The organism is Mannheimia indoligenes (assembly GCF_036880405.1).
Lineage (GTDB): Bacteria > Pseudomonadota > Gammaproteobacteria > Enterobacterales > Pasteurellaceae > Mannheimia > Mannheimia indoligenes.
The window spans coordinates 20,442-46,795 of record NZ_JBAJJM010000007.1; the positions used below are offsets into that span (position 1 = coordinate 20,442).

Consider the following 26,354-nt stretch of genomic DNA (forward strand, 5'->3'; position numbering starts at 1 on the left):
AGAAACGACCGCTTACTTTTTAACTATCCTCTCAACACCTCAATCAACGCTTTGAGCAAGGGGGAATTTTGACAGCGGTCGGGGTAATAGAGATGGTAGCCTTCATAATGCATTGTCCAATCGGTTAAAATCGGCACTAATTTACCGCTTTCCAACTCTGCTTGAATGCTGTTTTGCGGACACCAAAGAATGCCTAAGTCTTGTAAAGCATAGTATTGCAGCAAAAAACCATTATTTGAGGTAAGTTTTCCCTGTGGTTGCACTTTAACGATTTTTTGGGTAAGCGGGTCTCGAAATTCCCACGCCAAAATGCCACCCAGTGTGGCAAGCCGATGCTTTAGACAAGCGTGTTCCGTTAAATCAAATGGCGTTTTCGGTGTGCCATTCTGTGCTAAATAGTTGGGGCTGGCGGCGGTTACCATCGTTAAATCAGGAGAAATGCGTAACGCAATCATATCTTTTGCTACATCTGCTCCCAATCTAATCCCGGCATCAAAACGCTCTGCGACAATATCCACAAAACGATCTTCCGCCACCAGTTCCAACGCTACTTCAGGATAACGTTTGGCAAACTCGGCAAATTTATCCGCCAGTACATCTCGGAAAACGTGTTCGTTGCCGTTAATCCTCAGTACGCCTTTTAACGCATTGCGAAACTCGCTCAACCCATTAATTTCTTGGTCTATCTCATCAAACAACGGTAACAAACGTTGATATAACTGCTCCCCAGCCTCAGTATTTGAAATACTGCGTGTAGTACGGTGAAATAGCTTAATTTGCAACCGATCTTCAATCCCTCTAATACTGTGCGATAACGCTGATTGCGATACCCCCATCTGTGCAGCCGCTTTGGTAAAACTGCCCGTTTGTGCCACTATCAAAAAGGCTCTTAAATCGTTAAGGTTTTCTTTCATTAAACCACCTTATTAATGAATTTTTCTCATTACTTTAAGCAATTTTACCCTACTAATCAAATGCAATCTACCTTGTTATACTGACATCAACAACTGAGCGGAGAACAAATTATGAAACAGATCTTAATTTTAGGAGCAAGCGGTAGCCTTGCTACAACAGTTATTCCTGAACTACTTCAAGATGGTAACGTACAATTAACTCTTTTTACCCGTCGTCCACAGTCGGTAGCGAAATTTGAAAGTGAACGAGTCAAAATCGTGCAAGGCGATGTGTTGGATTTGGCAAGCCTACAACAAGCAATGCAAGGCGTTAATGCGGTTTACGCCGGACTTGCAGGCAACTTAAAAGCGATGGCGGAAAATGTTGTAAAAGCAATGAATAATGCTCAGGTGAAACGCTTAGTCTGGATTAGCTCAATGGGGATTTACGGCGAAACCGGTGAAGATCACGGAGCAATTTTAGAACCTTACCGCCAATCGGCAGCAGTCATTGAAACCAGCAAGTTAGATTATACCATTGTCCGCCCTGGCTGGTTTACCAACGATTCAAAAGTGCAATATCAACTGACTCACAAAGGGGAACCCTTTAAAGGACATAGCGTTTCCCGCAAATCTATTGCTGATTTTGTCGCTAAAATTTTGCGTGAATACAGTGAGATCCGTGAAAGTGTTGGCATTGCGGCTTAACAATCGGTTAAAAACAAAATAAAATTTGCAAAAATCAGAAGGAAAAACACAATGAATCAACAACAAATTCAAGATCGTTTAGCACTGAAAGACTTAGTGGACACGTTCTCTAATCTTGCCGATGAGAAAAAAGTTGCCGAGCAAATGCTTCTTTTCACTAAAGATGCCATTGTCAATACTTATATAGGCGGCAAATTAGTGTTTGAAATGGCAGGAGTTGCTCAAATCGAAGAGGTCTTTACTACCTTTTTAACGCCATTTCACAGTGTTTATCATCTAAACGGTCAGCACACTGTTACCCTTGTTGATGAAAATAACGCCACTGCGATTAACTATTGTGCGGTGAAACTAATTGAAACCAAAGACGGCAAAGAAATCTTACACGACCATAGCGTGCGTTACGCCGACACTTATGTAAAACAAGATGGAAAATGGTTGATTGCTAAACGGATTGCGAATTTTATGATTAGCGAGACTCGAGAAATTGGCTAAACAGCGATAACAAGCGGTTAAAAAAGGCGAAAAATTTGCAAATTAAAAGGGTTGTTTCCTAATTAATTGGAAACAACCCTTCAATTATTTTTATTTCACTAATTTTAGTGTAGATGCCTTTTTTAATTTAGGTTTTGAGGGTTGCTCCGGTTTAGTGCGGGTGTGATAAGCCTCAACATTATAATACTCTTCCTCTTGGAACATAATGCCATCGCCTGTTTCTTGAGCATAGATAGCTTCCATTGCACCAAAAGGAATATGAATATCTCTTAACATTCCCTGAAAACGAGCACTAAAACCAATATATTCATCAGTCGCCACATATTGCCCGATTGAACGTGAGGAAATATTTAAAATAATTTTCCCTTCTTTGACGAATTCAACAGGCACATCAACATCTGGATATTCTGCATTTACCAATAAATAGGGCGTGTTATCGTTATCAATAATCCAGTTGTAATAGGCGTTATAAAGATAAGGTCTTAACGGTTTCATTAATCTTTATCGTCCATTAAATGCTTTGGAGCTTCGCCGCCAACAGATTGAATAAAACTATCACGCTGGAACACTCTAGTCATATAAGTATTGATTGGTTTTGCAGTTGCACCCGTAAATTTCACGCCTAATAATTGCATACGCCATAATAATGGAGCGATATAGCAATCAACAAGACTGAAATCATCACTCATAAAATAAGGTTTAGCGGCAAAAACAGGAGCTAATGCTAAAATATCTTCTTTTAGCTGTGCTAATGCTTTTTTACCTTCTACTGACTCAGGATCTTTGTTTACTAAGTCAATTTGTGCATACCAATCTTGTTCGATACGATAGATATTCAAACGGCACTGACCACGAGATACAGGGTAAACAGGCATTAATGGTGGGTGTGGAAAACGCTCATCTAAATATTCCATAATGATGCGAGGGTTAAATAATACCAACTCACGATCAACTAGGGTTGGAATATTACCATAAGAGTTCAATTCCAATAAATCTTCAGAAATACTACCTAGCATAACGTTCTCAATTTCATAAGGAACACCTTTTTCCGCTAATACGATACGCACTTGATGGCTGTAAATATCATTTTTATCCGAAAAAAGAGTCATTACTGAACGTTTATTTATACTACTCGTCATTTATATCTCCGATGATTAAAGTTACAAAAAATAAAATTGGTCGTTGATTATATCATATTTTGAACAGCAGATAATAGCCCTAAAATTTGTCTTTATTATATTAAATTGCTAAGCAAACGTTTGCTTTATATGGTATCATCACGGCGTTTTACATTATCAGAATAAGGATTTAAAATGTCGAAGAAAGCCGAAATTGCCATTGTTATGGGTTCAAAAAGTGATTGGGTTACGATGTCTGAAGCCACTCAAATGCTAGACCAATTTGGTTTAAGCTATCACGTTGAAGTAGTCTCTGCTCATCGCACACCGGATAAACTTTTTTCCTTTGCAGAAAATGCACAAGCAAACGGCTACAAAGTCATTATTGCCGGTGCAGGCGGAGCAGCCCATCTACCCGGTATGATTGCAGCTAAAACCATTGTGCCAGTGCTAGGTGTACCGGTTAAAAGCTCAATGTTAAGCGGTGTCGATAGCCTCTATTCTATCGTGCAAATGCCGAAAGGTATTCCTGTTGGCACACTTGCCATTGGTCCTGCCGGTGCAGCAAATGCCGGCTTATTAGCGGCACAAATTTTAGCTGCTTTCAATCCTGAGATTGCGGAAAAATTACATCACTTCCGCCAAACACAAACTCAAATGGTGTTAGATAACCCAGATCCGCGTATTGAATAATCACGTTTTACAGATGTCTAAAAAATTATTAATTATCCATACAGGTGGGACTATTTCAATGAAAGAAGGAGAAGACGGCAAAGTCTCTCCTTCTGTTGAAAATCCACTGCTAAATGCGTTAGAACGCTTAAATCACCCTGCAAAATTGGTGCAAGAATCCTTATTTAATATTCCCTCTCCACATATCAATATTGAACATTGGGAGCAGCTAAAAACTCGTATAGAGAAAGCCGTAACCGAAGAAAATATTGATGGTATTGTCATTACACACGGCACAGATACCTTAGAAGAAACCTCTTATTTCCTCGATTTAGCCTTAAATGTAAATGTCCCAATTGCTATCACAGGGGCAATGCGTTCGAGTAACGAATTAGGAGCTGATGGCTTAATCAACCTACAAAGTGCGATTTTAGTTGCCCTAAATGAAGAAAGCCGAGATAAGGGCGTTCTGGTGGTAATGAATGATGAAATCCATAATGCCAAATTTGTAACCAAAACCCATACGACCAATGTTGCCACTTTCCAAACGCCAACATTTGGACCTTGTGGCTTGGTCACGAAAGAATCGGTAATTTTTTTCCAAAAATTGACCGCTTACGAACGTTTTCCTCTTAATCAACTCACTAAAACGAACGTTCAATTGCTCAAAGCCTATGCAGGAATGGATAGTTTCTTACTTGAGAAACTCGCCGAGAGTCGTTGTGATGGCGTAGTGATTGAGGCACTCGGTGCAGGCAATTTGCCCCCAAGCTGTCTTGATGGTGTAGCCGCTTTAGTAAAAGCAAATATTCCTGTTGTTATTGTTTCCCGTGCTTTCAACGGCATTACTCAAGATGTGTATGATTATATAGGCGGTGGAAAGCAGCTCAAGCAGCAAGGCATTATTTTTACCAAAGGTTTAAGCGGACAAAAAGCCCGCATTAAATTGATGGTATTACTCAACCAACAACTAGACAAACCTCTATCAGATTATTTCTAAATTCGAGAACATTATATGCAAAAAAGTGCTATCTACCCTCCTGTTTACGTATTAGGCAATGGTCAATTAGGCAGAATGTTGCGTTATGCAGGTGCACCGCTTGATATCGAAGTGAGACCACTTGCTTTTGACGCTACTGTGTTTGATATTGAGCCAAATAGTATTATTACCGCTGAAATTGAACGTTGGGAGGATACGCCTTTAACCCAGCTTTTAGGCAATCATAAAAACTTCGTGAATTTGAATGTATTTGGGCGTTTAGCGGATCGATTCACTCAAAAATCGCTGCTTGACCAACTGAATCTTGCGACTTCACCGTGGCAGTTAGTGGAAAGTGCCGAGCAATGGCAACAGGTTTTCCAAAATATCGGCGAGAAAGTAGTGGTAAAACGCCGCACAGGTGGCTATGACGGACGTGGTCAATGGATAGTAACCGCTGATTCTATTAACCAAATCACACCTGATTTATTCGGCGAAGTGATTGCAGAAAAATTTATTCCGTTTGATGGTGAAATTTCCGTAGTCGGGGCAAGATTCCGTGATGGCTCAACCCGTTTCTACCCGATTTCACATAACCTTCAACAAAACGGCATTCTCCGTTATTCGGTCTCTAACGTGAATTTACCTAACCAAGCCATTTATCAACAACAAGCTGAACAAATGCTCAGTGCGGTAATGCAAGAGTTGGATTATGTCGGCGTGATGGCGATGGAATGTTTTATTGTCGGCGATAAACTGTTAATTAACGAACTTGCCCCTCGTGTTCACAACAGCGGACATTGGACACAACTCGGCTGCTCTATCAGCCAATTTGAGCTACATTTGCGTGCGTTGCTTGATTTACCGACTCCAGAGCTCAAACAAATTGCCCCAAGTGTAATGGTAAATTTAATTGGCATCGAACATTCTAACGAATGGTTAGCCCTGCCTTTCGCTCAACTGCATTGGTACGGCAAAGACGTGCGAGCCGGCAGAAAAGTGGGACATATCAACCTCACCCACCCAGATAAAAAAGTACTGATTGGCTTACTCGAACAACTCCGCCCAAATTTAACCGAAGATTTTAATTCGGGGCTAGATTGGGCGATTGATAAGCTGAAGTAAGATTGATTAGATATCAGAAAACAAGCGGTTAATTTTCTCCTATAATTTGCAAAAATTTAAGGGAAATTAACCGCTTGTTGTGTGAACATATTTAATAATATAGCTATTATAGCCTATCATCAATAACATTAAATTCATAAAACAATTTCCCAAAATCTTTTAGCTCATAGCCAGTTCTAGTCTCACAATCTTCTATATCTAAAATATTAGATATTTCAGCTAATGCACTTGTAATTAATTGAATTTCTTTTGAGGATAAAAGGATTTGAACATTATTTTGTTTTTTCTCAAGTAACTTCATATAAAACTTTAGCCTCTATAATTTACAACATTAAAAATAAACTTTCTTTCCCCCGATGGTACGAGTGTATAAGAATTGACACTCATCAGAGACGAGCAGCATCGTGGTTTTCATTCATTGCCGTGTGGGTAGTTGCACTGAATTCCTCAAAGATAGAGTCGAAAATAGTTATAGAGCCCTCTAATTGATTAACAAGAGAGTGAAATGCATCATCAAATTTTGCATAAACAATACCACAAGGTATGTCATCACTCAGATCTAATTTCTCTATAAATTTTTTACAAAATTTAGTAGTGTAAAAATAATACCACCAAACTTGATTCTTCTCATATTTTACTCCTTAGGAAATTTCAATTTTAACATGGTATATTTATGATATTTATACCTCCGATGGCACGAATTATTCACTCGTGCCAAAACAAGCGGTTGATTTATCACTCAAATTTGCAAAATACGCCACATAATTCCCCTTGATGGTGTTCATATCTGATAAGTACCTTTTCTCCGATAGTCTAACACAAGAAATCCTATCTTACCTGACGGCTACTCTTTTTTATGCTATCATCTCCGCCATTTTTGATTTTACAGAGATAGAATAACCGTGTTAGTTTCCGACTTTCATTTTGACTTACCTGATGAGCTGATTGCTCGCTACCCGACTGCCGAGCGTTCGGCAAGCCGTTTGTTGCATTTAAACGGTGAAACAGGCGAATTTGCCGATCAGCAATTTACTGATTTATACGATCATATCCACGCAGGGGATTTATTAATTTTCAACAATACCCGTGTAATTCCGGCTCGTTTGTATGGTCGTAAGCCAAGTGGGGGCAAAGTGGAAGCCTTAGTGGAGCGGGTATTAGACGAACACCGTTGTTTAGCTCACGTTAAAGCCTCAAAAGCCCCGAAAGAAGGTGCAGAGCTGATTTTTGGTGAAGATAAATTAGGCGAAGGAAACGGCTTTACCGCAACAATGGTGGAACGCCACGATACGCTCTTTGAATTGGAATTTAATGCACAAACACCGTTGTTTGATTTATTGCAACAAGCCGGACATATGCCGCTACCGCCTTATATCGACCGCCCTGATGAAGATGCCGACCAAGAGCGTTATCAAACGGTTTACAGCAAAGTATTGGGGGCTGTGGCTGCTCCAACTGCAGGCTTGCATTTTGATAATGTGATGTTGGAAAAACTCAAAGCAAAAGGCGTAGAGACTGCGTTTGTTACACTTCACGTTGGAGCCGGCACATTCCAACCTGTTCGGGTGGATACCATTGAAGAGCATAAAATGCACGCGGAATATGCCGAAGTGAGCCAAGAGGTTGTCGAGAAAATTTTAGCCACCAAAGCAAAAGGAAAACGGGTGATTGCCGTTGGTACAACTTCTGTGCGTTCAATTGAGAGTGCAGCTCAAGCAGCCGATAACGAGGGAAAACTGATTGTACCGTTCTTCTCTGATACTTCTATTTTCCTTTATCCGGGAAAAACATTCAAAGTAGTTGATGCGTTAGTAACGAACTTCCATTTGCCTGAATCTACGCTGATTATGTTAGTTTCTGCCTTTGCAGGCTACAAAAACACAATGAAAGCCTACGCCCACGCTGTTGAGGCAAAATATCGTTTCTTCAGCTATGGCGATGCGATGTTTATTAATAAAAATCCGAATGCCTTGAATGATGTGCCGTGAAATGTATAGGGCAAATAGCAATTTTCCCTACAAAATATAAAAACGGTCTTCTTCCCATTTTGATGGGTTATTTTGTATATATTCGGTAATTTGGAAATAGGCTATTTCATTACGAATAATATGTTCGTAATAGTTTCGTTGCCAAATGTCTGTAGGGGCGAATTGCAATTCGCCCTTTTCAAACAACAATTTTATCTGTTTGATAACAGAAATTTTAAATCCTCGAACCATAGCACCTATCGTATTTGATGTTCCATTTAACTTACGCGGTGTATTATCGGGCAATTGCTATTTGCCCCTACATTATTGTTATCCAAACTTTCTGTAATTTCTAAAATCGCGTGAAAATGGTTAGGCATTACAACAAATTCGTGTAATTGTATATTCTTTCGTATCTTTTCTGTATTTAACCATTCTTTATGTACAATTTCTCCTACTCTATTCAACTTCATTTCTCCCCTAAAACTTTGCCGAAAAAACATTGCTTATCTTTACAACATATTGTAATAAAGTAATATCCTTGTGATCGGTAATCATAATATTTCAATCTGATAGACTTCCTTGCTCGCCTTTTAGGGGAATACGCATTCATTTTTTACTCACTTTATCTGCATAAAATTGCTTATACCACGCCGAATAGTGTTCTCTGCCTTGCTCTATTTCTGTGTTGTCTTGATAAAACTTCACTCTTACCATTCCCACTTCGGCAGTATTAAGCACCTTAATGCCTTTTCTTCTTAATCGCTCAACTACTTGCTTATTTGGCAATTTCCACGCATTCCAACGTCCTGCAGAAATAAGAGCATATTTTGGTTCAGTTAGGACTAATAGCGTTTCGCTGGTACTACTTTTACTGCCGTGATGTCCAACTTGTAAAAAGTCAATTTTCCCGACATTTGGGGCAAATTGGCGTTCTTGCTCTGTGCCGGAATCCCCTGTGAGCAAAATCTGCAAGCGGTCATTTTTTGCTAAAATCACGCAAGAATCGTGATTTTTAGCTCGCTCTACCAAGTGAATAGGATAAATTGCCGATAAATACCATTTACCGAACTGCCACGATTTTCCTTGAATACAAGGTTCTGGCTCAACATTGTGGTAGCGAACTTTGCTTGAGCTAATCAGCCGAGCATTTGGATAAGCAGATAATAAATCCATCACGCCACCTGAATGATCGTTATCATCGTGGCTGAGAAAAATCGCTTCCACAGAAATGCCATTGCGTTTTAAATAAGGCAGTATTTCAAGTTTTGCCATTGAGTTTCTCTCGCCATCATTTGATTGCCAACTTGACCCAGTATCGTAAATTACCGCTTTATTTTGTTCATCAATCAACGCCATTGCCAACCCTTGCCCAACATCAAACATAATCCATTCCGCTTTGGTTTGATAAGCCCATTTATGCAAATAAAAACTTAGATTGAACAATATAGATAATGCAATTGCACTTAACCATTTTTTATAAGCTAGCCCATATAATTTGCAATAAAGACATAATAAAACCAACAAGTTAAGTGAAAGCAGCTGCCATTGTTGCCAATAGCTGAGTGTAATCCAAGCATTAGAAAGTGGAGCTAATAACCATAAGCTAGATTGAGCGAGATAATCCGCTAATTGCCAAGTGGCGAACAGGTTATCAGTTAATAAACTGAATAAAATAAGCGGCACAAGCAAAAAACTGTAAAGAGGTACAATAATCAGATTAGCGAGTAAGGCAAAGGCGGAAACTCCTTCAAAAAAATAGAGCTGAACAGGCGAGAAAACCAGCCAAATCCCAGTTTGTAAATGCAAAAGCGATAACCACAAGCGGTTAAATTTCGTCATTTTTTTGCGAGTTCCATCAGAAATAAAGCGACTTAACGGAAAAACTTGGTACCACAGAATCAAGCTCGCTACAGCCAATACAGAGAGCCAAAAACTGTCAGACAGTAAACTCAGCGGATCAATAACAACTAATAAAGCCACAATTCTCCACCAAAATTGCCAAGCGGTGTAATGGCGTCTTAAACATTGGCAAAGTAACACAAATGCAATGGCGAATAAGGCTCTTACTGTCGGCACAGCAAAGCCGGCTAAATAGCTGTAAACAAAGGCAGTTAAAAAGCCGATTGCTCTTGCAAAATAAAGTGAAAATCCAACCGCTTGTAACCACTCCAACCTACTTTTTAAGCAAAGCCATTGCACACTTTTCGCCAAATAAAATCCAAACAACATCGCAAGACCAATATGCAATCCTGAAATGGCAATTAAATGAGCAGTGGCGGTTTGTTGAAATTGTTCCCAATGTTTGGTCTCTAACCAAGCCCGCTCTCCAAAAGCTAAAGCTAATAACAAGCCTTGCGTAGATAAACTTTCTGTTTCTGCTTTGACTTTATTTAGCCGGTCTGTCCGAAAGCTTTTCTCTGTTTGTACGAATTGTTCGACTTTACGTACAGTTGCCGTCATATTGATATAATTGGCGAAATACCAACGTTGGCGGTCAAAATTACCTATATTGCTGCGAGTTGAAAGTGGACGGAGATTTAGTTCGGCTTGGTAATATTGATCAAGTAATAACGGCTGCTCTGCTTGCCAATTTAGGTAGATATTTTCGCCTGATTGAAGTGTGGCTATCGCTGTTTGATAATCTGTCTGCTTAAGAATTTTGCTGATTTTAAACTGCGTGAGCTGTTTACTAGCGGTTATATTTTCTGCATTTTTTGCAACTTGGACAATGTAAAAATAACTCATACAAATGATCACACCAAGCACAAAAGTGAGTTTAGTTCGAGCAAAAATGCCATAGAACAAAATCATTCCGCCAAAAGCGATGCCACCTAATAGTCCGTCTTTAGGCAAAAACAAAATAGGCAGGTGGAATAGAAAAATGGCAATACAGAAACGATCCAACATAGCGAACAAAGTGAATTTTTAATCTGAGTATGCCGTTTAAATCAAAAGTTTTCAGAATAAATATGTAAATTTTCGACGTAGATCGCAAAAATAACGCAAAAAGAAAGGCAGACTAAAAAGTCTGCCTTTAGTGAAGTATATTATGCTGATTTTTGATCTTCAGAGTAGCTTACCGCAGCGGTAAATAATACGTCTGTTGATGAATTTAGAGCGGTTTCAACCGAGTCTTGAATAACGCCAATCACAAAGCCAACACCAATGACTTGAGCAGCAATATCATTTGGAATACTAAATAAGCTGCAAGCTAATGGAATTAACAATAATGAACCCCCTGCAACACCTGAGGCACCACAAGCACAGATTGAGGCTACAACACTTAATAATAATGCAGTTGAGAAATCAGGCTGAATACCTTGTGTATATGCTGCTGCAAGCGTTAATACGGTAACGGTAATTGCAGCACCTGCCATATTAATGCTTGCACCAAGAGGGATGGCAACAGAAGCTATTTCATCACGTACACCTAAGCGTTTCGCCAAGTTCATATTTACAGGAATATTCGCAGCAGAGCTACGGGTAAAAAATGCCGTTACACCACTTTCACGTAAACAAGTGAATGTTAATGGGTATGGATTGCGACGAATTTTCCAAAATACTAATAATGGATTTAATACTAATGCTACAAATAACATTGCACCTACTAATACTAATAATAAACGAGCATAGCCTTCAAACGCATCTAAACCGTTTACTGCAACGGTTTCTGCCACTAAACCAAATACGCCGATAGGTGCAAACGCAATCACCACTTTCACCACAAAAGAAACTGCATTTGATAAATCATTTAAAAATGCTTTTGAACTTGCTGAACCGTGGCGGAATGCGATACCCAAGCCGATAGACCAAGCTAAAATACCGATAAAGTTACCGTTACTTAATGCGGTTAATGGATTATCTACCAAGTTAAAAATCACAGTTTTTAAGATTTGACCGATGCCTTCCGGCGGTGCTAAACCGTCCGGACTTGCAGTTAATTCTAGCGTAGTTGGGAACATAAAACTTAATACAACTGCTGTTAATGCAGCCAAGAAAGTCCCTAATACATAAAGCACTAAAATCGGTTTTAATTTGCTGTCTGATCCCACTTCTTTATTTGCAATCGCAGATAACACTAATACAAACACTAAAATAGGGGCGATAGCACGAAGCGATTTCACAAAGAATTGACCTAATACGCCAACATTTACTGCCCAATCTTTATTAATAAATGCCAGTAATACCCCTAGCACTAAACCAATGGCGATGCGTAATACAAGATTACCGCCAAGAATTTTTGAAGATAATGAATTACTCATAAAATTTCACTTATGTAAGACAAAAAATAAAAAAGGATAAATAATATTTATCCACCTAATAAAATAGGTTTGTAGATTAGCTGAAAATCAGACAATATGGAATAAACAAGCGGTTATTTTTTTAAATTTTTTTGCAAAAAGTTGGATTTTTCTATTTTCAGATTGATTTATTTTATTCATACTAAGTTTCTTTAAAGATAACTTTTCTTTCAGTACAATAACGTTTAACTTATTCACTTAATCTAACAACTTATGAAACCTAAAAATAAAGCTGACTTTCAGCGTGTTATTAACGCAACAAATTATTCAATGAAAGGCTTAAAAGCCGCTTATATTAATGAAGCCGCTTTTCGCCAAGAACTGTGGTGTGCAATTATTCTATTTCCATTAGCCTTAATTTTAGGTGAAACAAATGTTGAAAAAGTACTGCTAGTCGGGACAATATTGCTGGTCTTAATTGTTGAATTACTTAATAGTGCGGTTGAAGCCGTCGTTGATCGCATTGGTTCTGACTTTCACGAGCTGTCCGGTAGAGCAAAAGATTTTGGTTCAGCAGCTGTGTTTTTATCAATGATTTTACTGGCAATTACTTGGATATTGGTTTTATTCTTCTAATGCCCTGTTATAACACTAATACTTATTGAGGTATTTCTATGAACTTTAAGAAAACATTACTTTCTCTCGCTATTCTAGGCTCAGCCTCTGCGATGGCGTATGAAACCAATAAAACTTACAGTTTTACTGTGCTACATACCAATGATTTACACGGTCATTTTTGGCAAAATGATAAAGGCGAATATGGCTTAGCGGCACAAAAAACATTAATTGATGGTATTCGCAAAGATGTAGAAGAAAAAGGCGGTTCAGTCGTAGTATTAAATGCTGGTGATGTTAATACCGGTGTACCTGAATCGGATATGCAAAACGCTCGCCCTGATATTGAGGGTATGAATGCGGTTGGTTATGATGCAATGGTGTTAGGTAATCACGAGTTTGACTTCCCTCTCCAAGTGCTTTCTATGCAAGAACAATGGGCAAAATTCCCTTTTATTTCTGCGAATGTTATTAATAAAAAAACAGATAAGCCTATCGTAAAACCTTACGTTATTCTTGAGCGAGGCGGTCTAAAAATTGCCGTTGTTGGATTAACTACAGAAGATACTGCAAAATTAGGCAATCCTGATGTAACTGAAAATGCGGTATTTAAAAACCCAATTGAAACTGCAAAAACAACACTTACAGAAATTAACAAAACTGAAAAACCGGATGTACGTATTGCTTTAACTCATATGGGGTATTACTTTGACGGTAAACACGGAACTAATGCACCGGGCGATGTAACAATGGCTCGCACCTTAGATAAAGGAGCTTTCGATTTAATCATTGGTGGACATACTCACGATACAGTATGTATTGATGATAAAGGTCAATTCAAAGCGAAATACACACCAGGCGAAGAGTGTAAACCGGATTTCCAAAACGGTACTTGGATTGTGCAAGCCGGTGAATGGGGTAAATTTGTTGGACGTGCTGATTTTGAGTTTAAAAATGGCAAAACAACTTTAGTAAAATATGAGTTAATCCCTGTAAACTTGAAAAAAACCATCAAAAAAGAAGATGGTACAAAAGAATACCAGCTCTACCAACCTGAAATTAAAGCGGATGAAGCCACTTATCAATTACTCAAAAAATATCAAGATGAAGGCGACCAAAAACTGAACATTGAGGTCGGAAGTGTTAAAGGCTTATTAGATGGTAAACGCGAGCATATTCGTTTCCATCAAACCAATCTCGGTCGCTTAATTGCTCAATCTCAAATGGAGCGTGTAAAAGCAGACATCGGTATTATGAATTCCGGCGGTATCCGCACTTCAATTGAGGAAGGAAAAGTAATCTATAAAAACCTACTGACTGTGCAACCATTCGGTAATATGATTGCAACGGTTGATTTAAAAGGCAAAGAGTTGTTAGATACCATTACGGCTATCGCATTGAAAGATGTTGATACAGGTGCATATCCACAATTTGCAGGTATTTCAATGGTAGTTGATCGTAATGCAAAAACCATTTCTGATGTAAAAATTGGTGGTAAAGCATTTGATGAAAACAAAACCTATAAAGTTTCTTTACCTGACTACGTTGCAGCCGGTGGTGATGGTTATCCATTACTGAAAAAACACCCTACTTATGTAAATACCGGCTTCATTGATGCGGAAATGCTGAAAAAATTCTTTGAAGAAAATAAAGTGATTGAAGCAGATAAATACGATCCGAAAAATGACATTATTTTCAAATAATTAAACGTTAATGGGGAAATCAAACGATTTCCCCATTTTTTTAGCCGCCGGACAATTTTACTTTAAAGCCTTTACTTTCTAAAATTTGCTTAATAAGTTCACGATTATCGCCCTGAATCTCAATAATGCCATCTTTAAATGAACCTCCACAGCCTAATTTACGCTTCAGCTCTGAAGCAAGCGAGTTAATTGCTTTATCATCTAAATCAAGCCCGGTAATGACACAAACACCTTTCCCTTTTCGCCCACTGGTTTGGCGTTGAATGCGTACAATCCCATCGCCTTTAGGGCGTTCTTCTTGAATAATTTCCGGCTTTATTCTACCGGTTTCTGTTGAATAAACTAATGTCATTGGTAAATTTTTCCTTAAATACGACCGCTTGTATCATTAAAAAGGCGGAAAATTCCGCCTTATTTATTAACCATTAATAGATTGATTTATTGATTTGAGTACTGCTAATGGATCTGCTGCTTGAGTAATTGGGCGACCGATTACTAAGAAATCCGAACCTGTTTCTATTGCCTGTTTTGGCGTCATTACACGTCGTTGGTCGGCAAAATCACTGCCCTCCGGACGGATACCCGGTGTGATTAATTTGAAATCTGCCCCACAATGTGTGCGTAATACTTCAACCTCTTGTGGAGAACATACCACACCGTCTAAACCGGCACGTTGAGCTAAATGGGCTAAACGAATCACCTGCTCCATTGGTGAGGCATTAATGCCGATTTGTAATAAATCTAAATCTTCCATACTGGTTAAAACCGTTACTGCAATTAACAATGGAGCATCTTTGCCGTAAGGCTCTAAGATTTTTTTCGCATCTTCCATCATTTTTAAACCGCCGGAAGCGTGTAAGTCTACCATCCATACGCCTAAATCAGCGGCTGAACGTACTGCACGGGCAACTGTGTTTGGAATATCGTGATATTTTAAATCAAGGAATACATCAAATTTACGGTCGTGTAATTGTTTTAAAAAATTTGTACCTAATGTTGTAAACATCTCTTTGCCTACTTTTAAACGACAAAGTGATGGTTCAACTAAGTCAACAAATTCCAATGCTTCACGTTCCGTTTCATAATCTAAAGCAACAATGACTTTATTGTTCATACTGAACTCCTTAATTTTTATTAGATAAGACCATCGATACCCTGTATCGGTTTAATTTTTTCCCATTGATTACAAGATGGGCATTGCCACATTAAGCGATAACTTTGATAACCGCAACTTAAGCAGCGATATTGAAAACCTTTTTTGATTTGGTTACCCACCATATTATGCAGTAGTACCAAGCTCTCTTTACCATTTCCTTCTTCAGCAAAATCTGCTTGATAGCGAATAAAACGATGGAACGTAATCAAACTCGGGTAAGCACTTAATTGCTGATATAATTTAGAATGTGCCGCATTAATACCGTCTTTTTCTTCAATAAATTCGGTTAATGCAATATCTACGCTACTATTATGTTTTACTTGGTTTGCTTTTATCAAGAATAGTTCATAGCCATTTGAATCATTTAGTGCCGTATAGCATTGCCTTACTCGTCCAAGCACTTCACTAATATAATCGGGGTCTTGCTGTAAAATTTGCTCAAAATAACCTAATGCTTTGGTAAATTCTGCTTGCTCTAAATAGAAATCACCCAGCATTATTGAAGCTCTTGTGGATTGAGGATAATAGTCTAGAGCTTTATTTAAAGCTTCTAAAAATGCAATTTTATCTTCAAATTTAACCGCTTGTGCATATTCACAGTAAAAATGAGATAAGGGAATTGTATCGGATTCCGGCGAAATTTTTAATAACTTTTCAGCAACATTAATCGCTTTCTTCCATTCTCGTGTTTTTTGATAAACCACAGTAAGTTGAGACAATGAATGCTTAGCAAATTCAGGTTCATCAACCAATGAAATATAGTAATTTTCTGCTCGATCATAAAAACCCGCTGCCATAAAATCTTTAGCCAATTGTTGTTTGGCTAATAATTTCTGTTCAAATGAATAATCCGGATTATTTTCTAAGGCTTGATGAATACGCAAGGCTCTATCTACCTCACCTCTTGAGCGAAACAAATTACCTAAGGTTAATTCCGCCTCAAATTGGGATTCAGTAGAAATTTGATTTTCAGATTCTTGCTTTTGTAACATAGAAAGGAAAAGATCAACCGCCTTTTCCTGTTGATTAGATAAAAGAAAGTTCAATCCCGTAACATATTCACGGGAAAACTTATTATTAGCAGTTTCTTGATCCTTTTTAGCACTACGTTGCCCCATATACCAACCGTATAATGCGGCAATAGGCAATAAAAGGAACAATAATTCAAGCATTGATTACTCAACCTTTGGCGTGGTTAATTCAGTTATCTGCTGTGCTTGACGTTTTACACGGCGATTTAACGCAATATTTTGCACTTTAACTTTTAAGTAAAAAATACCGGTTACTAACCAGCCCAAAATTAATCCCAAACCAAACAAAATTGCCACTAGTGTTGATAGGCGTAATTCACTCTGAGCAATAATATAATTGAAAGTAATAAGTTGATCATTATTTGCCCCAATTGTAACTGCAACGATGATAACTGCAATTACAACTAAAATCCCTAAAATATACTTAAGCATATAATCTCCTTCACTACAGAAATTTATAATTTGATAGAATTAAATTAAGTCCACACGCTCTTTTAAATCTTTACCTGCTTTAAAATGAGGGACATATTTTCCGGATAATGCGACACTGTCTCCTGTTTTAGGATTTCGTCCTACACGAGGCTGGCGATAATGTAATGAAAAGCTCCCAAAGCCTCTCACCTCAATTCTCTCGCCTTTTTCTAATGTTAGTGTTAAATGCTCTAAAATCTCTTTTACACAATTCTCTACTGTTTTAATCTGTAAATTTGGATTTTTAGCCACTAAACTCTCAATTAATTCAGACTTGGTCATTGTTTCCTCAGTAAAATTAATATAGCAATTTTAAATAATCACTCATCACTAAATGAATATTTAAAATGGCAATTTAAGTTTAAATGGGTATGCTTTAAACATACCCATTTCATTATCAGTTAAATCTAATTATTCGCCTTTAGCAGCTTTGAATGCTTCAGCAAATGCATTTGGTACTGCAACTTCTTCTTTGTTCACTTGTGCAAGTGCTGCTGACTCTTCAGCTTGATCTTTTGCACGAATAGATAAGTGAACAATGCGAGATTTGCGATCTACGCCGGTGTATTTTGCTTCAACTGTATCGTTCACTGCAACTTCACCGTTTAAATCTGCTGCACGGATGTAGCCTTCAACGCCACCTGCTAATTCAACTTTAGCACCTTTAGCATCAACTTCTACTACTGTTGCAGAAACGATTTCGCCTTTTTTTGCACCATCAACAAAGTTTGTGAATGGATCAGATTCTAATTGTTTGATACCTAAAGAGATACGCTCTTTCACTGCATCAACTTGTAGAACTACAGCTTCAACTTCATCACCTTTTTTGTAGTTACGAACTGCTTCTTCACCTGAAACATTCCAAGAAATGTCAGATAAGTGAACTAAACCGTCAATACCACCTTCTAAACCGATGAAGATACCGAAATCAGTGATTGATTTGATTTTACCTGATACTTTATCGTTTTTGTTGTGAGTAGAAGCGAATTGTTCCCAAGGGTTTGCTTTACATTGTTTTAAACCTAATGAGATACGACGACGTTCTTCATCAACTTCAAGTACCATTACTTCAACTACATCACCTACATTAACCACTTTAGATGGGTGAATGTTTTTATTTGTCCAATCCATTTCTGAAACGTGAACTAAACCTTCAACGCCGTCTAAAATTTCAACGAAGCAACCGTAGTCAGTTAAGTTAGTTACTTTACCTGTTAATTTGCTGTTTACCGGGTGGTTTTCAGCGATTACAGCCCAAGGATCTTGACCTAATTGTTTTAAGCCTAATGATACACGGGTTTTATCTTTGTCGAATTTTAATACTTTAACAGTAACTTCGTCACCAACATTAACCACTTCACTTGGGTGTTTAACACGTTTCCACGCCATATCTGTGATATGTAATAAGCCATCAACACCACCTAAATCTACGAATGCACCGTAGTCGGTTAAGTTTTTAACTGTACCTTTAACTTCTGAACCTTCAACTAAGTTCGCTAATACAGCATCACGATCTTGGTTGCTTTCTGTTTCGATTACAGCACGACGAGATACAACTACGTTGTTACGTTTTTGATCTAACTTGATTACTTTGAATTCGTACTCTTTACCTTCTAAGTTTAAAGAATCACGAACTGGACGAGTATCAACTAATGAACCTGGTAAGAATGCACGTACGCCGTTTAATTCAACAGTGAAACCGCCTTTAACTTTACCATTAACGAAACCGATAACTGTAGCTTGTTCTTCAAATGCTTTCTCTAAAGCAATCCAAGCTTCGTTACGTTTTGCATCACCACGAGAAACAACTGTTGCACCAAAGCCATCTTCTACAGCTTTAAGCACTACATCTACTTCATCACCAACTTGAACTTCTAATTCACCTTGTGCATTAGTAAATTCTGATGCATCGATAGCTGACTCAGATTTGAAACCTGTATCAACAATCACTAAACCTTTCTGGATAGCAACAACAGTACCTTTAACAACATCACCTAAACGTGGTGTAGCTGCAAATGATTCTTCAAGTAGTTGAGCAAACGATAATTCTGACATAATAAATCTTCTATAAAATAAACATCCATCTAACGTCCTGTTAAACGGGGTTGGTAATAAAAGCTAAACAAATCCTATGTAAAGCCAACAAACTAAAATCTAATATATTGAGCGATATGATCTAACGCTTGTTTAACCACATCTTCAATGGATAAATACGTTGAGTCTAACAATAACGCATCTTTAGCAGGGACAAGGGGAGCAACTGCACGATTTCTATCGCGAAAATCACGTTCTTTTATCTCGGCTAAAATCTCGTCAAAGTTAGCATTAAATCCTTTTTCTTGCAACTGTTTTACGCGTCTTTTTGCACGTTCTTCTGCACTTGCATCTAAAAAGAGCTTAATTTGAGCATTTGGGAATACGACTGTCCCCATATCTCTACCATCTGCAATCAATCCTTTTTCAGTACTAAAGGCTCTTTGACGTTCTAATAATGCCTCTCTTACCTTAGGAAAAGCAGCGACTTTAGAAGCATTCTGCCCTGCTTCAGCAGTACGAATTTGATTGCCTACATTTTCTCCATCTAAAATCACACTAATTTCGCCATTTGCAGGCATAAATTGGATATTTAGATTACGCCCTAGTTCCGCTAATTTTTCTTCGTCATCCAGTGCAATACCCTTTTTTACTGCACTTAGGGCAGTAATTCGATATAGTGCCCCAGAATCCAAAAAATCAAAGCCCAGTTTTTCTGCTAAAACGTGGCATAGTGTACCTTTCCCAGCACCGCTAGGTCCATCAACTGTAATAACTATTTTTTCCATTTCTTTACCCTATTGTGCTTGTAACTCAGTAATAGTTACATCAAAATTTAATAATTGACTACCACGTTGAACAATCACGCGAACTGTAGAATATGGTTGCATTTCAGCTAGTGCTTCCATCATTTGTGAAGGCGATAATGCTTCAACGTTACCGATTTTAAGAATCAAATCTCCAGCTTGAATACCAGCTTTAGCTGCTGGACCATTTTTACTTACATCACCAATAATTACGCCTTTTTCATAGCCTTGCATTTTAGCTGTATCAAATAAATCTGTACTTACGCCAAAATAACCTCTAATTACACGACCATCTCGAATAATTTTTTGCATAATCTGGTTAGCCAGATTAATGGGAATAGCAAAATTCAATCCCTCAGATAATTCATTAGTATTTTTACCTAAACGCAAGGTATTAATACCAATAAGTTCTCCTGCACTATTAATTAATGCACCACCTGAGTTTCCTTGATTGATAGACACATCCGTCTGGATAAAATTTTGTCGCCCACTTTCTGTTAGAGTATTTCGCCCAATGGCACTGACTATACCTTGAGTAATACTCTGACCTAGATTTAACGGATTACCGATGGCTAAAACCACATCTCCAACCTCAATTTTTCGCTCGGTATTTTGTGGTATTGTCGGCAGATTTTCAGCCTCTATTTTGAGTACGGCTAAATCAGTAAGAGAATCCGCACCAACTAATTTTACATCTGTTGAAATTAAACCATTTTGCAAAGCAATAACTATTTGATCTGCATCATCAATAACGTGTTTATTTGTTAAGATATAACCATCATTACTCATAATCACGCCCGAGCCTAAATTTTTAACTTCAAATGCTGAATTTTCAGCACTAAAATTTCGGTTATACACATTTACTACTGCTGGCGATGCAATTCTTACAGCTTGGTTGTAACTGGCAATTTCTCTCTGATTTAATGCTAAAAAGGAAAATCCATTACTTTTATGTTGAAATAAGGGAGCAATGAACAAAATTAAAATTGCACAAAAAAGTCCAAAAATGACCGCTTGCCCGATTTTTTTCAGCATTGTGAATCCCTTGAAACTTAATTACTTAATTATAAACGGCGTGCTTGCCAAAATGCTTTTGACCAATAAGGAGAATCTATATCAGAGTAGATCACACCACCTTTTGTTGAGGCGTGAAGAAATTGTCCATTTTTAACATAAACACCAACGTGTTTACCGTTTGGACCTCTGCCTGTATTAAAGAAAACTAAATCCCCGGTTCTCAATTCTCGCTTAGAAATTCGCTCCCCTTCTTTGGCTTGATCTTTAGTTGTTCTTGGTAAACTAATTCCGAATAAATCTCTAAAGGTAACCTGCATAAAACCGGAACAGTCAATTCCTGATTTGCTATTACCACCTAAACGATAGCGTGTTCCTTTCCATTCATACTGGTGTTCACTTAAACGGCTAATTGCCATAATAGGATCAGAAAGATCTGCGTGATAGGTTGAATGGTAAATTTTACTTCTTGCTTGTGCTTTGGAGGCTGTTCTATCTGAACTTGAACAGGCAGATAATACGATTGCACTTGCTAGAAAAACGCCTAATGATAGCCATTTTTTTACTAATTTCATTTAATACCCCTATTCTGAGCATTTACATCATTGTCTATGAAATATAAGCTTATTATTCTACTTGAATATTCGCCTGCTCAATACGTTCACGCAATTTTTGACTTGCTTTAAAACTTACTACTCTACGAGCAGATACTGCTACATTCTCGCCTGTTTTAGGATTGCGACCGGGTCTTGCTTTTTTCTCTCGAAGTGAAAAATTACCAAAACCTGATAATTTTACTTCCTCACCATTCTCAAGAGATGCTCGAATTTCTTCAAAAAATAATTCAACAAATTGCTTAGCAACACGCTTTTCTAAATCTAATTTTTCAATTAGGTTTTCTGCAATTTCAATCTTGGTAAGTGCCATAATTGATCCTTATTTATTTTTATGGCTGGTATGACACCAGCCATATTTTATTTGATGATTAATCACGAAGTACCGCATTGAAACTTGTTGCCAATTCAACTAATACCTTTTGAATGACAGCATTAATTTCACTTTCTTCTAATGTTTTTTCTTTATCTTGAACAGTCAAACTAATCGCTAAACTCTTCTTACCTTCAGCTAAATTTGCACCACGATAAACATCGAATAAATTTAAGCCAACTAATTGACTACCAGCTGCCTTACGGCAAGCATTCAAGATTTCTCCTGCCGGTACAGATTCATCCACCACAACTGCGATGTCTCGGTTATTTGCAGGGAATCGTGAAATTTCACCCGCTTGTGCAACAGTACGCTCTGCAATCGCAGAGGCTAAAATTTCACACACAATCGGTTTGCCTTTAATGCCGAGTTTCTGCACAATTGATGGGTGAACCGTACCGATAAAGCCAATTTCTTCGCCGTCTAACATAATCGCAGCAGATTGCCCTGGGTGTAATGCTGCAAACTGTTTTGCCACAAATTGTAAATCGTGGCGAACAGAGGTTAATGAAAGAACACGCTCAATATCACCTTTCAAATCAAAGAAATCCGCTGCTTCGTTTTTTGCTTCCCAATGCACAGGGCGTTTATCGCCCACAATCGCTGCACCAAATACATACTCTTGGCGAACACCTGACTCTGCTTTGCTGTCAGGAATAAAGCGTAAACCGCCTTCAAAAATACGCACACGGTTTTGCTGGCGACTTTGGTTATAAACGATAGTATCTAATAAGCCGGTTAAAAGTGAAACACGCATCGCCGACATTTCACTTGAAATCGGGTTAGGTAAAATTAACGCCTCTTGATTTGGATGTAATAATTCCTGTTTTTTCGGATCTACAAAGCTATAAGTAATCACTTCTTGGTAATCGCTATCCACCAGTGCCATACGGATACGGTTTGCTTCCAATAATTTTTCCGGTGTGCCTTTCATTGTTAAATGTGCAAGCGGAGAATTATTTGGAATACTGTTGTATCCATAGATACGAGCGACTTCTTCAATTAAATCTTCTTCAATTTCGATATCAAAACGCCAGCTTGGAGCAATTGCCGTCCAAGTGTCATTTGAGAAAGTTACATTTAAACCTAAGCGAGTTAGAATATCGGTTACGGTTACATCTTCAATATGATGACCGATAACCGAATCTAATTTACTGCGGCGTAACTTGACAGTATTACGTTTTGGTAGATTTTCTTCGCTCACAGCTTCTACAATTTCACCAGCTTCACCACCACAAATCTCTAATAATAATGCGGTTGCTCGCTCCATCGCTCTACGGGTTAATTCCGGATCAACACCACGTTCAAAACGATGGGAAGCATCAGTATGTAATCCATATTGACGAGCACGACCGGTAATCGCTAATGGAGCAAAAAATGCCGCTTCTAATACCACATCTTTGGTATTTTCACTCACACCACTTGCCTCGCCCCCAAAGATACCCGCCATCGCTAACGCACCTTTGCTATCTGCAATCACAAGTGTATTACTTTGCAATTTAGCCGTTGTGCCGTCTAATAACACTAATTCTTCGCCATCTTTCGCCATACGCACTTGGATATTGCCATCAATTTTTGCCGCATCAAAGGCGTGCATCGGCTGACCGAGTTCTAATAAACTTAAGTTAGTAATATCCACGATTGGGTCGATAGAACGAATACCACAACGGCGTAATTTTTCTTGCAACCATAATGGTGAGGCCGCTTTTACATTCACATTTTTCACCACACGGGATAAATAACGAGGGCAAGCTTCAGGGGCTTGTAATTCCACCGTAACTTTATCCGCAATAGTCGCTGCCACAGGAGTAATTACCGGTGCTTTCACATCAATTTGGTTAATCACACCCACTTCACGAGCGATACCTGAAATGCTTAAGCAATCGGCACGGTTTGGCGTTAAGCTGATTTCAATCGCTACATCGTTCAAATTCAAATATTCACGGAAATCTTGACCGATAGGTGCATCAGCTGGTAGTTCAATAATACCGCTATGATCTTCTTTAATACCTAGCTCCGAGTAAGAACATAACATTCCTTCTGACGGCTGACCACGCAATTTGGTTTTCTTGATTTTGAAATCGCCCGGTAAAACCGCACCATCCACTGCACACGCCACTTTCAAGCCCTGACGGCAATTTGGAGCACCGCAGACGATATCTAATAAACGCTCGCCGCCTACATTTACTTTAGTTACACGTAATTTATCGGCATCCGGATGTTGAGCACACGCTACCACTTCGCCCACAACCACGCCTGAAAATGCACCTGCTACCGCCTCTACATCATCAACTTCTAAACCTAACATTGTAATTTGGTCGCATAATTGCTCTGTAGTAATGGCTGGATTAACCCATTCACGCAACCAAGATTCATTGAATTTCATTATTTATATCCTTTAATTTGCAAAATTTTTGTTCTTTTTGACCGCTTGTTGTGAGCGAATTACTTAAATTGTTTTAAGAAACGTAAGTCATTTTCAAAGAATGAGCGTAAATCCGTTACATTGTAGCGAAGCATAGTTAAACGCTCAACGCCCATACCCACTGCAAAACCGCTGTATTCTTCAGGATCGATGCCTACATTGCGTAACACATTCGGGTGAACCATACCGCAGCCTAATACTTCCAACCATTTTCCGTTTTGACGCATTACATCCACCTCTGCTGAAGGCTCGGTGAATGGGAAGAATGATGGGCGGAAACGCACTTGTAAATCTTCTTCAAAGAATGCTTTTAAGAAATCGTGGATCAAACCTTTTAATTCAGTAAAGTTTGCTTTTTTATCCACATAAAGTAATTCGATTTGGTGGAACATTGGTGTATGAGTTTGGTCGTAATCGTTACGATATACACGCCCCGGAGCTACAATGCGGATTGGTGGTTTTACAGTTTCCATCGTACGAATTTGCACGCCGGAAGTTTGGGTTCTGAGTAAACGTTTTGCATCAAACCAGAACGTATCGTGATCGGCACGAGCAGGGTGATGAGCAGGAATATTTAACGCATCAAAGTTATAGTAATCGGTTTCGATTTCAGGACCATTTGCCACCGTAAAACCTAATTCCGAGAAGAATTTCACTACACGTTCAATCGTGATAGATACAGGGTGTAAGCCGCCTAATTCGGTTTTACGTCCCGGCAATGACACATCAATACTTTCATTGGCTAATTTAGCATTTAATTCGGCAGTTTCTAAGCTCTCTTTCTTCGCATTTAACGCATCTTGAGCAATTTGTTTTGCATCATTGATTTTTTGACCGACTGCTGGTCGCTCTTCTGCCGGTACATCACGCAAACCTTGCATTAAGGCAGTGAAATGCCCTTTTTTACCAAAATATTCCACTTTCAATGCTTCTAATGTCGCAATATCATTTGCTGCATTCACAGCATCAACTGCTTGTGCAACTAAACCTTCTAAGTTGTGCATTCTATCCTCTAATAATTTTGATGATTTAAAATTAGGGGAATGATAATACGTTAGTAAAAAAAAGTAAATGTAGCGTTTTGCTAAATTGTTGATTTTTAAGGTAAAGGATTTTGATACAAGCGGTCATATTTCTGCATTTTTTTGCAAGCCTTGAGTGATTAAATTGGCTTTAAGTTTGAAAAGGGTTATTATAAATAACATTTTTAAGCTACTAACAAAGGAAAAAACGATGTTCAATATTAGTAAACAACAAGTTTTAGAGGCTTTTAATTTCCGTTCTGCTTGCCGTAATTATGATCCTGCCCGCAAAATAAGCAAAGCGGATATGGATTACATTTTAGAGCTCGGTCGTCTTTCGCCAAGTTCGGTAGGTTCTGAACCTTGGAAATTTTTAGTGCTACAAAATCCTGAAATTCGCAGCAAAATTGCACCGTTCTCTTGGGGAATTAAGCACCCGATGGAAGAAATGAGCCATCTAGTGATCATTCTTGCTAAGAAAAACGTTCGCTATGACTCACAATATTTAAGAGATTCACTGATTAAACGTGGTTTAACCGAACAACAAATTGAAGGCTCTATCGCTCGCTATAAAAGTTTCCAAGAAGAAGATATGAAAATTTTAGAAAGTGAGAGAGCTTTATTTGATTGGAGTACCAAACAAACCTATATCGCATTAGGTAATATGATGAGCGGTGCGGCTTTAATCGGTATTGACTCTTGCCCGATTGAAGGTTTCCATTATGATAAAGTAAATCAGATTTTAGCTGATGAAGGCTTATTTGATCTCAATGAATATGGTATTTCGTGTATGGTAACTTTTGGCTACCGCAACAAAGATATTAAGAAAAAATCACGCAAACCGGTAGAAGAAGTGATTGAGTGGATTGAATAATCTAAAGTGGAATTTATA

28 protein-coding genes are annotated in these 26,354 nt (G+C 38.3%); 9 read left to right on the plus strand and 19 right to left on the minus strand.

From position 1 onward, the window contains the following. Positions 1-23 precede the first annotated feature (23 nt). Positions 24-914 carry a LysR family transcriptional regulator gene (locus V6W77_RS05140; RefSeq protein ID WP_334253996.1) on the minus strand — a complete coding sequence of 297 codons (891 nt, stop codon included), beginning with the start codon at positions 912-914 and terminating at the stop codon, positions 24-26. A gap of 111 nt (positions 915-1,025) precedes the next feature. On the opposite strand from V6W77_RS05140, the gene V6W77_RS05145 reads away from it, so the two are divergent. Together V6W77_RS05145 and V6W77_RS05150 are read left to right on the plus strand one after the other, a co-directional pair. Next, on the plus strand, positions 1,026-1,601 hold the full coding sequence (locus tag V6W77_RS05145) for an NAD(P)H-binding protein (protein WP_334253997.1): 576 nt from the start codon (positions 1,026-1,028) through the stop codon (positions 1,599-1,601). 51 nt (positions 1,602-1,652) lie between these two features. Beyond that, positions 1,653-2,093 (plus strand): nuclear transport factor 2 family protein, encoded by a 441-nt coding sequence (locus V6W77_RS05150; protein ID WP_334236339.1) that lies wholly within the window; start codon positions 1,653-1,655, stop codon positions 2,091-2,093. A 90-nt stretch (positions 2,094-2,183) separates the two neighbouring features. On the opposite strand, the gene V6W77_RS05155 is transcribed toward V6W77_RS05150, so the two are convergent. Next, positions 2,184-2,588 carry a ClpXP protease specificity-enhancing factor gene (locus V6W77_RS05155; RefSeq protein ID WP_025236035.1) on the minus strand — a complete coding sequence of 135 codons (405 nt, stop codon included), beginning with the start codon at positions 2,586-2,588 and terminating at the stop codon, positions 2,184-2,186. After that, positions 2,588-3,232: a glutathione S-transferase N-terminal domain-containing protein gene (locus V6W77_RS05160; protein WP_283385832.1), complete on the minus strand. Its 645-nt coding sequence runs from the start codon at positions 3,230-3,232 to the stop codon at positions 2,588-2,590. Before V6W77_RS05160 ends, V6W77_RS05155 begins: the two co-directional genes overlap by 1 nt. 174 nt (positions 3,233-3,406) lie before the next feature. Here V6W77_RS05160 and purE point away from each other — a divergent pair, with 174 nt between their 5' ends. From purE to purK, 3 genes are read left to right on the plus strand one after another with little or no spacing between them, the layout of a single operon-like run. After that, positions 3,407-3,904: a 5-(carboxyamino)imidazole ribonucleotide mutase gene (purE, locus tag V6W77_RS05165; RefSeq protein ID WP_334253998.1), complete on the plus strand. Its 498-nt coding sequence runs from the start codon at positions 3,407-3,409 to the stop codon at positions 3,902-3,904. A 13-nt stretch (positions 3,905-3,917) separates the two neighbouring features. Continuing rightward, a complete protein-coding gene (locus tag V6W77_RS05170; RefSeq protein WP_334229210.1) occupies positions 3,918-4,883 on the plus strand; it encodes an asparaginase in 966 nt (321 codons plus the stop codon). Positions 4,884-4,898: 15 nt separating this feature from the next. After that, positions 4,899-5,987: a 5-(carboxyamino)imidazole ribonucleotide synthase gene (gene purK / locus V6W77_RS05175; RefSeq protein WP_334253999.1), complete on the plus strand. Its 1,089-nt coding sequence runs from the start codon at positions 4,899-4,901 to the stop codon at positions 5,985-5,987. A gap of 106 nt (positions 5,988-6,093) precedes the next feature. Here purK and V6W77_RS05180 read toward each other — a convergent pair whose 3' ends face one another. After that, a complete protein-coding gene (locus tag V6W77_RS05180) occupies positions 6,094-6,288 on the minus strand; it encodes a hypothetical protein (protein ID WP_334254000.1) in 195 nt (64 codons plus the stop codon). A gap of 601 nt (positions 6,289-6,889) precedes the next feature. Here V6W77_RS05180 and queA point away from each other — a divergent pair. Beyond that, complete coding sequence (queA, locus tag V6W77_RS05185) at positions 6,890-7,975, plus strand: tRNA preQ1(34) S-adenosylmethionine ribosyltransferase-isomerase QueA (protein ID WP_334254001.1); 1,086 nt, start codon at positions 6,890-6,892, stop codon at positions 7,973-7,975. Between the two features lie 27 nt (positions 7,976-8,002). Here queA and V6W77_RS05190 read toward each other — a convergent pair whose 3' ends face one another. The 3 genes from V6W77_RS05190 to sstT form a co-directional block, all read right to left on the minus strand. Beyond that, entirely contained in the window at positions 8,003-8,206 is a 204-nt protein-coding gene (locus V6W77_RS05190) for a hypothetical protein (protein WP_334236336.1), read from the minus strand. A 357-nt stretch (positions 8,207-8,563) separates the two neighbouring features. After that, positions 8,564-10,864, minus strand: a complete 2,301-nt coding sequence (locus tag V6W77_RS05195) for a DNA internalization-related competence protein ComEC/Rec2 (protein ID WP_334254002.1) — start codon at positions 10,862-10,864, stop codon at positions 8,564-8,566. Between the two features lie 140 nt (positions 10,865-11,004). Then, positions 11,005-12,219 (minus strand): serine/threonine transporter SstT, encoded by a 1,215-nt coding sequence (gene sstT / locus V6W77_RS05200; protein WP_025236044.1) that lies wholly within the window; start codon positions 12,217-12,219, stop codon positions 11,005-11,007. Positions 12,220-12,471: 252 nt separating this feature from the next. Here sstT and V6W77_RS05205 point away from each other — a divergent pair, with 252 nt between their 5' ends. Next, the gene (locus tag V6W77_RS05205; RefSeq protein WP_334254003.1) at positions 12,472-12,834 is read left to right on the plus strand and encodes a diacylglycerol kinase; all 363 of its coding nucleotides are present in this window, start codon (positions 12,472-12,474) and stop codon (positions 12,832-12,834) included. Positions 12,835-12,872: 38 nt separating this feature from the next. Beyond that, positions 12,873-14,516 carry a bifunctional UDP-sugar hydrolase/5'-nucleotidase UshA gene (gene ushA / locus V6W77_RS05210; protein ID WP_334254004.1) on the plus strand — a complete coding sequence of 548 codons (1,644 nt, stop codon included), beginning with the start codon at positions 12,873-12,875 and terminating at the stop codon, positions 14,514-14,516. Between the two features lie 40 nt (positions 14,517-14,556). On the opposite strand, the gene yciH is transcribed toward ushA, so the two are convergent. The 12 genes from yciH to pheS form a co-directional block, all read right to left on the minus strand. Then, positions 14,557-14,868 (minus strand): stress response translation initiation inhibitor YciH, encoded by a 312-nt coding sequence (yciH, locus tag V6W77_RS05215; RefSeq protein ID WP_025236046.1) that lies wholly within the window; start codon positions 14,866-14,868, stop codon positions 14,557-14,559. A 66-nt stretch (positions 14,869-14,934) separates the two neighbouring features. After that, positions 14,935-15,630: an orotidine-5'-phosphate decarboxylase gene (gene pyrF / locus V6W77_RS05220; RefSeq protein WP_025236047.1), complete on the minus strand. Its 696-nt coding sequence runs from the start codon at positions 15,628-15,630 to the stop codon at positions 14,935-14,937. Positions 15,631-15,650: 20 nt separating this feature from the next. After that, the gene (gene lapB, locus V6W77_RS05225; protein WP_334229206.1) at positions 15,651-16,844 is read right to left on the minus strand and encodes a lipopolysaccharide assembly protein LapB; all 1,194 of its coding nucleotides are present in this window, start codon (positions 16,842-16,844) and stop codon (positions 15,651-15,653) included. Between the two features lie 3 nt (positions 16,845-16,847). After that, positions 16,848-17,135 (minus strand): LapA family protein, encoded by a 288-nt coding sequence (locus tag V6W77_RS05230; RefSeq protein WP_025236049.1) that lies wholly within the window; start codon positions 17,133-17,135, stop codon positions 16,848-16,850. A gap of 39 nt (positions 17,136-17,174) precedes the next feature. Next, the gene (locus tag V6W77_RS05235; RefSeq protein WP_025236050.1) at positions 17,175-17,456 is read right to left on the minus strand and encodes an integration host factor subunit beta; all 282 of its coding nucleotides are present in this window, start codon (positions 17,454-17,456) and stop codon (positions 17,175-17,177) included. 129 nt (positions 17,457-17,585) lie between these two features. Then, positions 17,586-19,229: a 30S ribosomal protein S1 gene (gene rpsA, locus V6W77_RS05240; RefSeq protein WP_025236051.1), complete on the minus strand. Its 1,644-nt coding sequence runs from the start codon at positions 19,227-19,229 to the stop codon at positions 17,586-17,588. 92 nt (positions 19,230-19,321) lie between these two features. Beyond that, a complete protein-coding gene (gene cmk / locus V6W77_RS05245; protein ID WP_334254005.1) occupies positions 19,322-19,996 on the minus strand; it encodes a (d)CMP kinase in 675 nt (224 codons plus the stop codon). Positions 19,997-20,005: 9 nt separating this feature from the next. Next, positions 20,006-21,049, minus strand: coding sequence for an outer membrane-stress sensor serine endopeptidase DegS (degS, locus tag V6W77_RS05250; protein ID WP_334254006.1), 1,044 nt, complete (start codon positions 21,047-21,049; stop codon positions 20,006-20,008). 29 nt (positions 21,050-21,078) lie between these two features. Beyond that, positions 21,079-21,603 carry an NlpC/P60 family protein gene (locus tag V6W77_RS05255; RefSeq protein ID WP_334254007.1) on the minus strand — a complete coding sequence of 175 codons (525 nt, stop codon included), beginning with the start codon at positions 21,601-21,603 and terminating at the stop codon, positions 21,079-21,081. A 52-nt stretch (positions 21,604-21,655) separates the two neighbouring features. After that, the gene (locus V6W77_RS05260) at positions 21,656-21,955 is read right to left on the minus strand and encodes an integration host factor subunit alpha (protein WP_025236055.1); all 300 of its coding nucleotides are present in this window, start codon (positions 21,953-21,955) and stop codon (positions 21,656-21,658) included. A gap of 58 nt (positions 21,956-22,013) precedes the next feature. Then, on the minus strand, positions 22,014-24,401 hold the full coding sequence (pheT, locus tag V6W77_RS05265) for a phenylalanine--tRNA ligase subunit beta (RefSeq protein ID WP_334254008.1): 2,388 nt from the start codon (positions 24,399-24,401) through the stop codon (positions 22,014-22,016). A 59-nt stretch (positions 24,402-24,460) separates the two neighbouring features. After that, positions 24,461-25,444: a phenylalanine--tRNA ligase subunit alpha gene (pheS, locus tag V6W77_RS05270; RefSeq protein WP_334229202.1), complete on the minus strand. Its 984-nt coding sequence runs from the start codon at positions 25,442-25,444 to the stop codon at positions 24,461-24,463. 229 nt (positions 25,445-25,673) lie between these two features. On the opposite strand from pheS, the gene V6W77_RS05275 reads away from it, so the two are divergent. Then, on the plus strand, positions 25,674-26,336 hold the full coding sequence (locus V6W77_RS05275) for an NAD(P)H-dependent oxidoreductase (RefSeq protein WP_334229201.1): 663 nt from the start codon (positions 25,674-25,676) through the stop codon (positions 26,334-26,336). Positions 26,337-26,354: the final 18 nt, after the last annotated feature.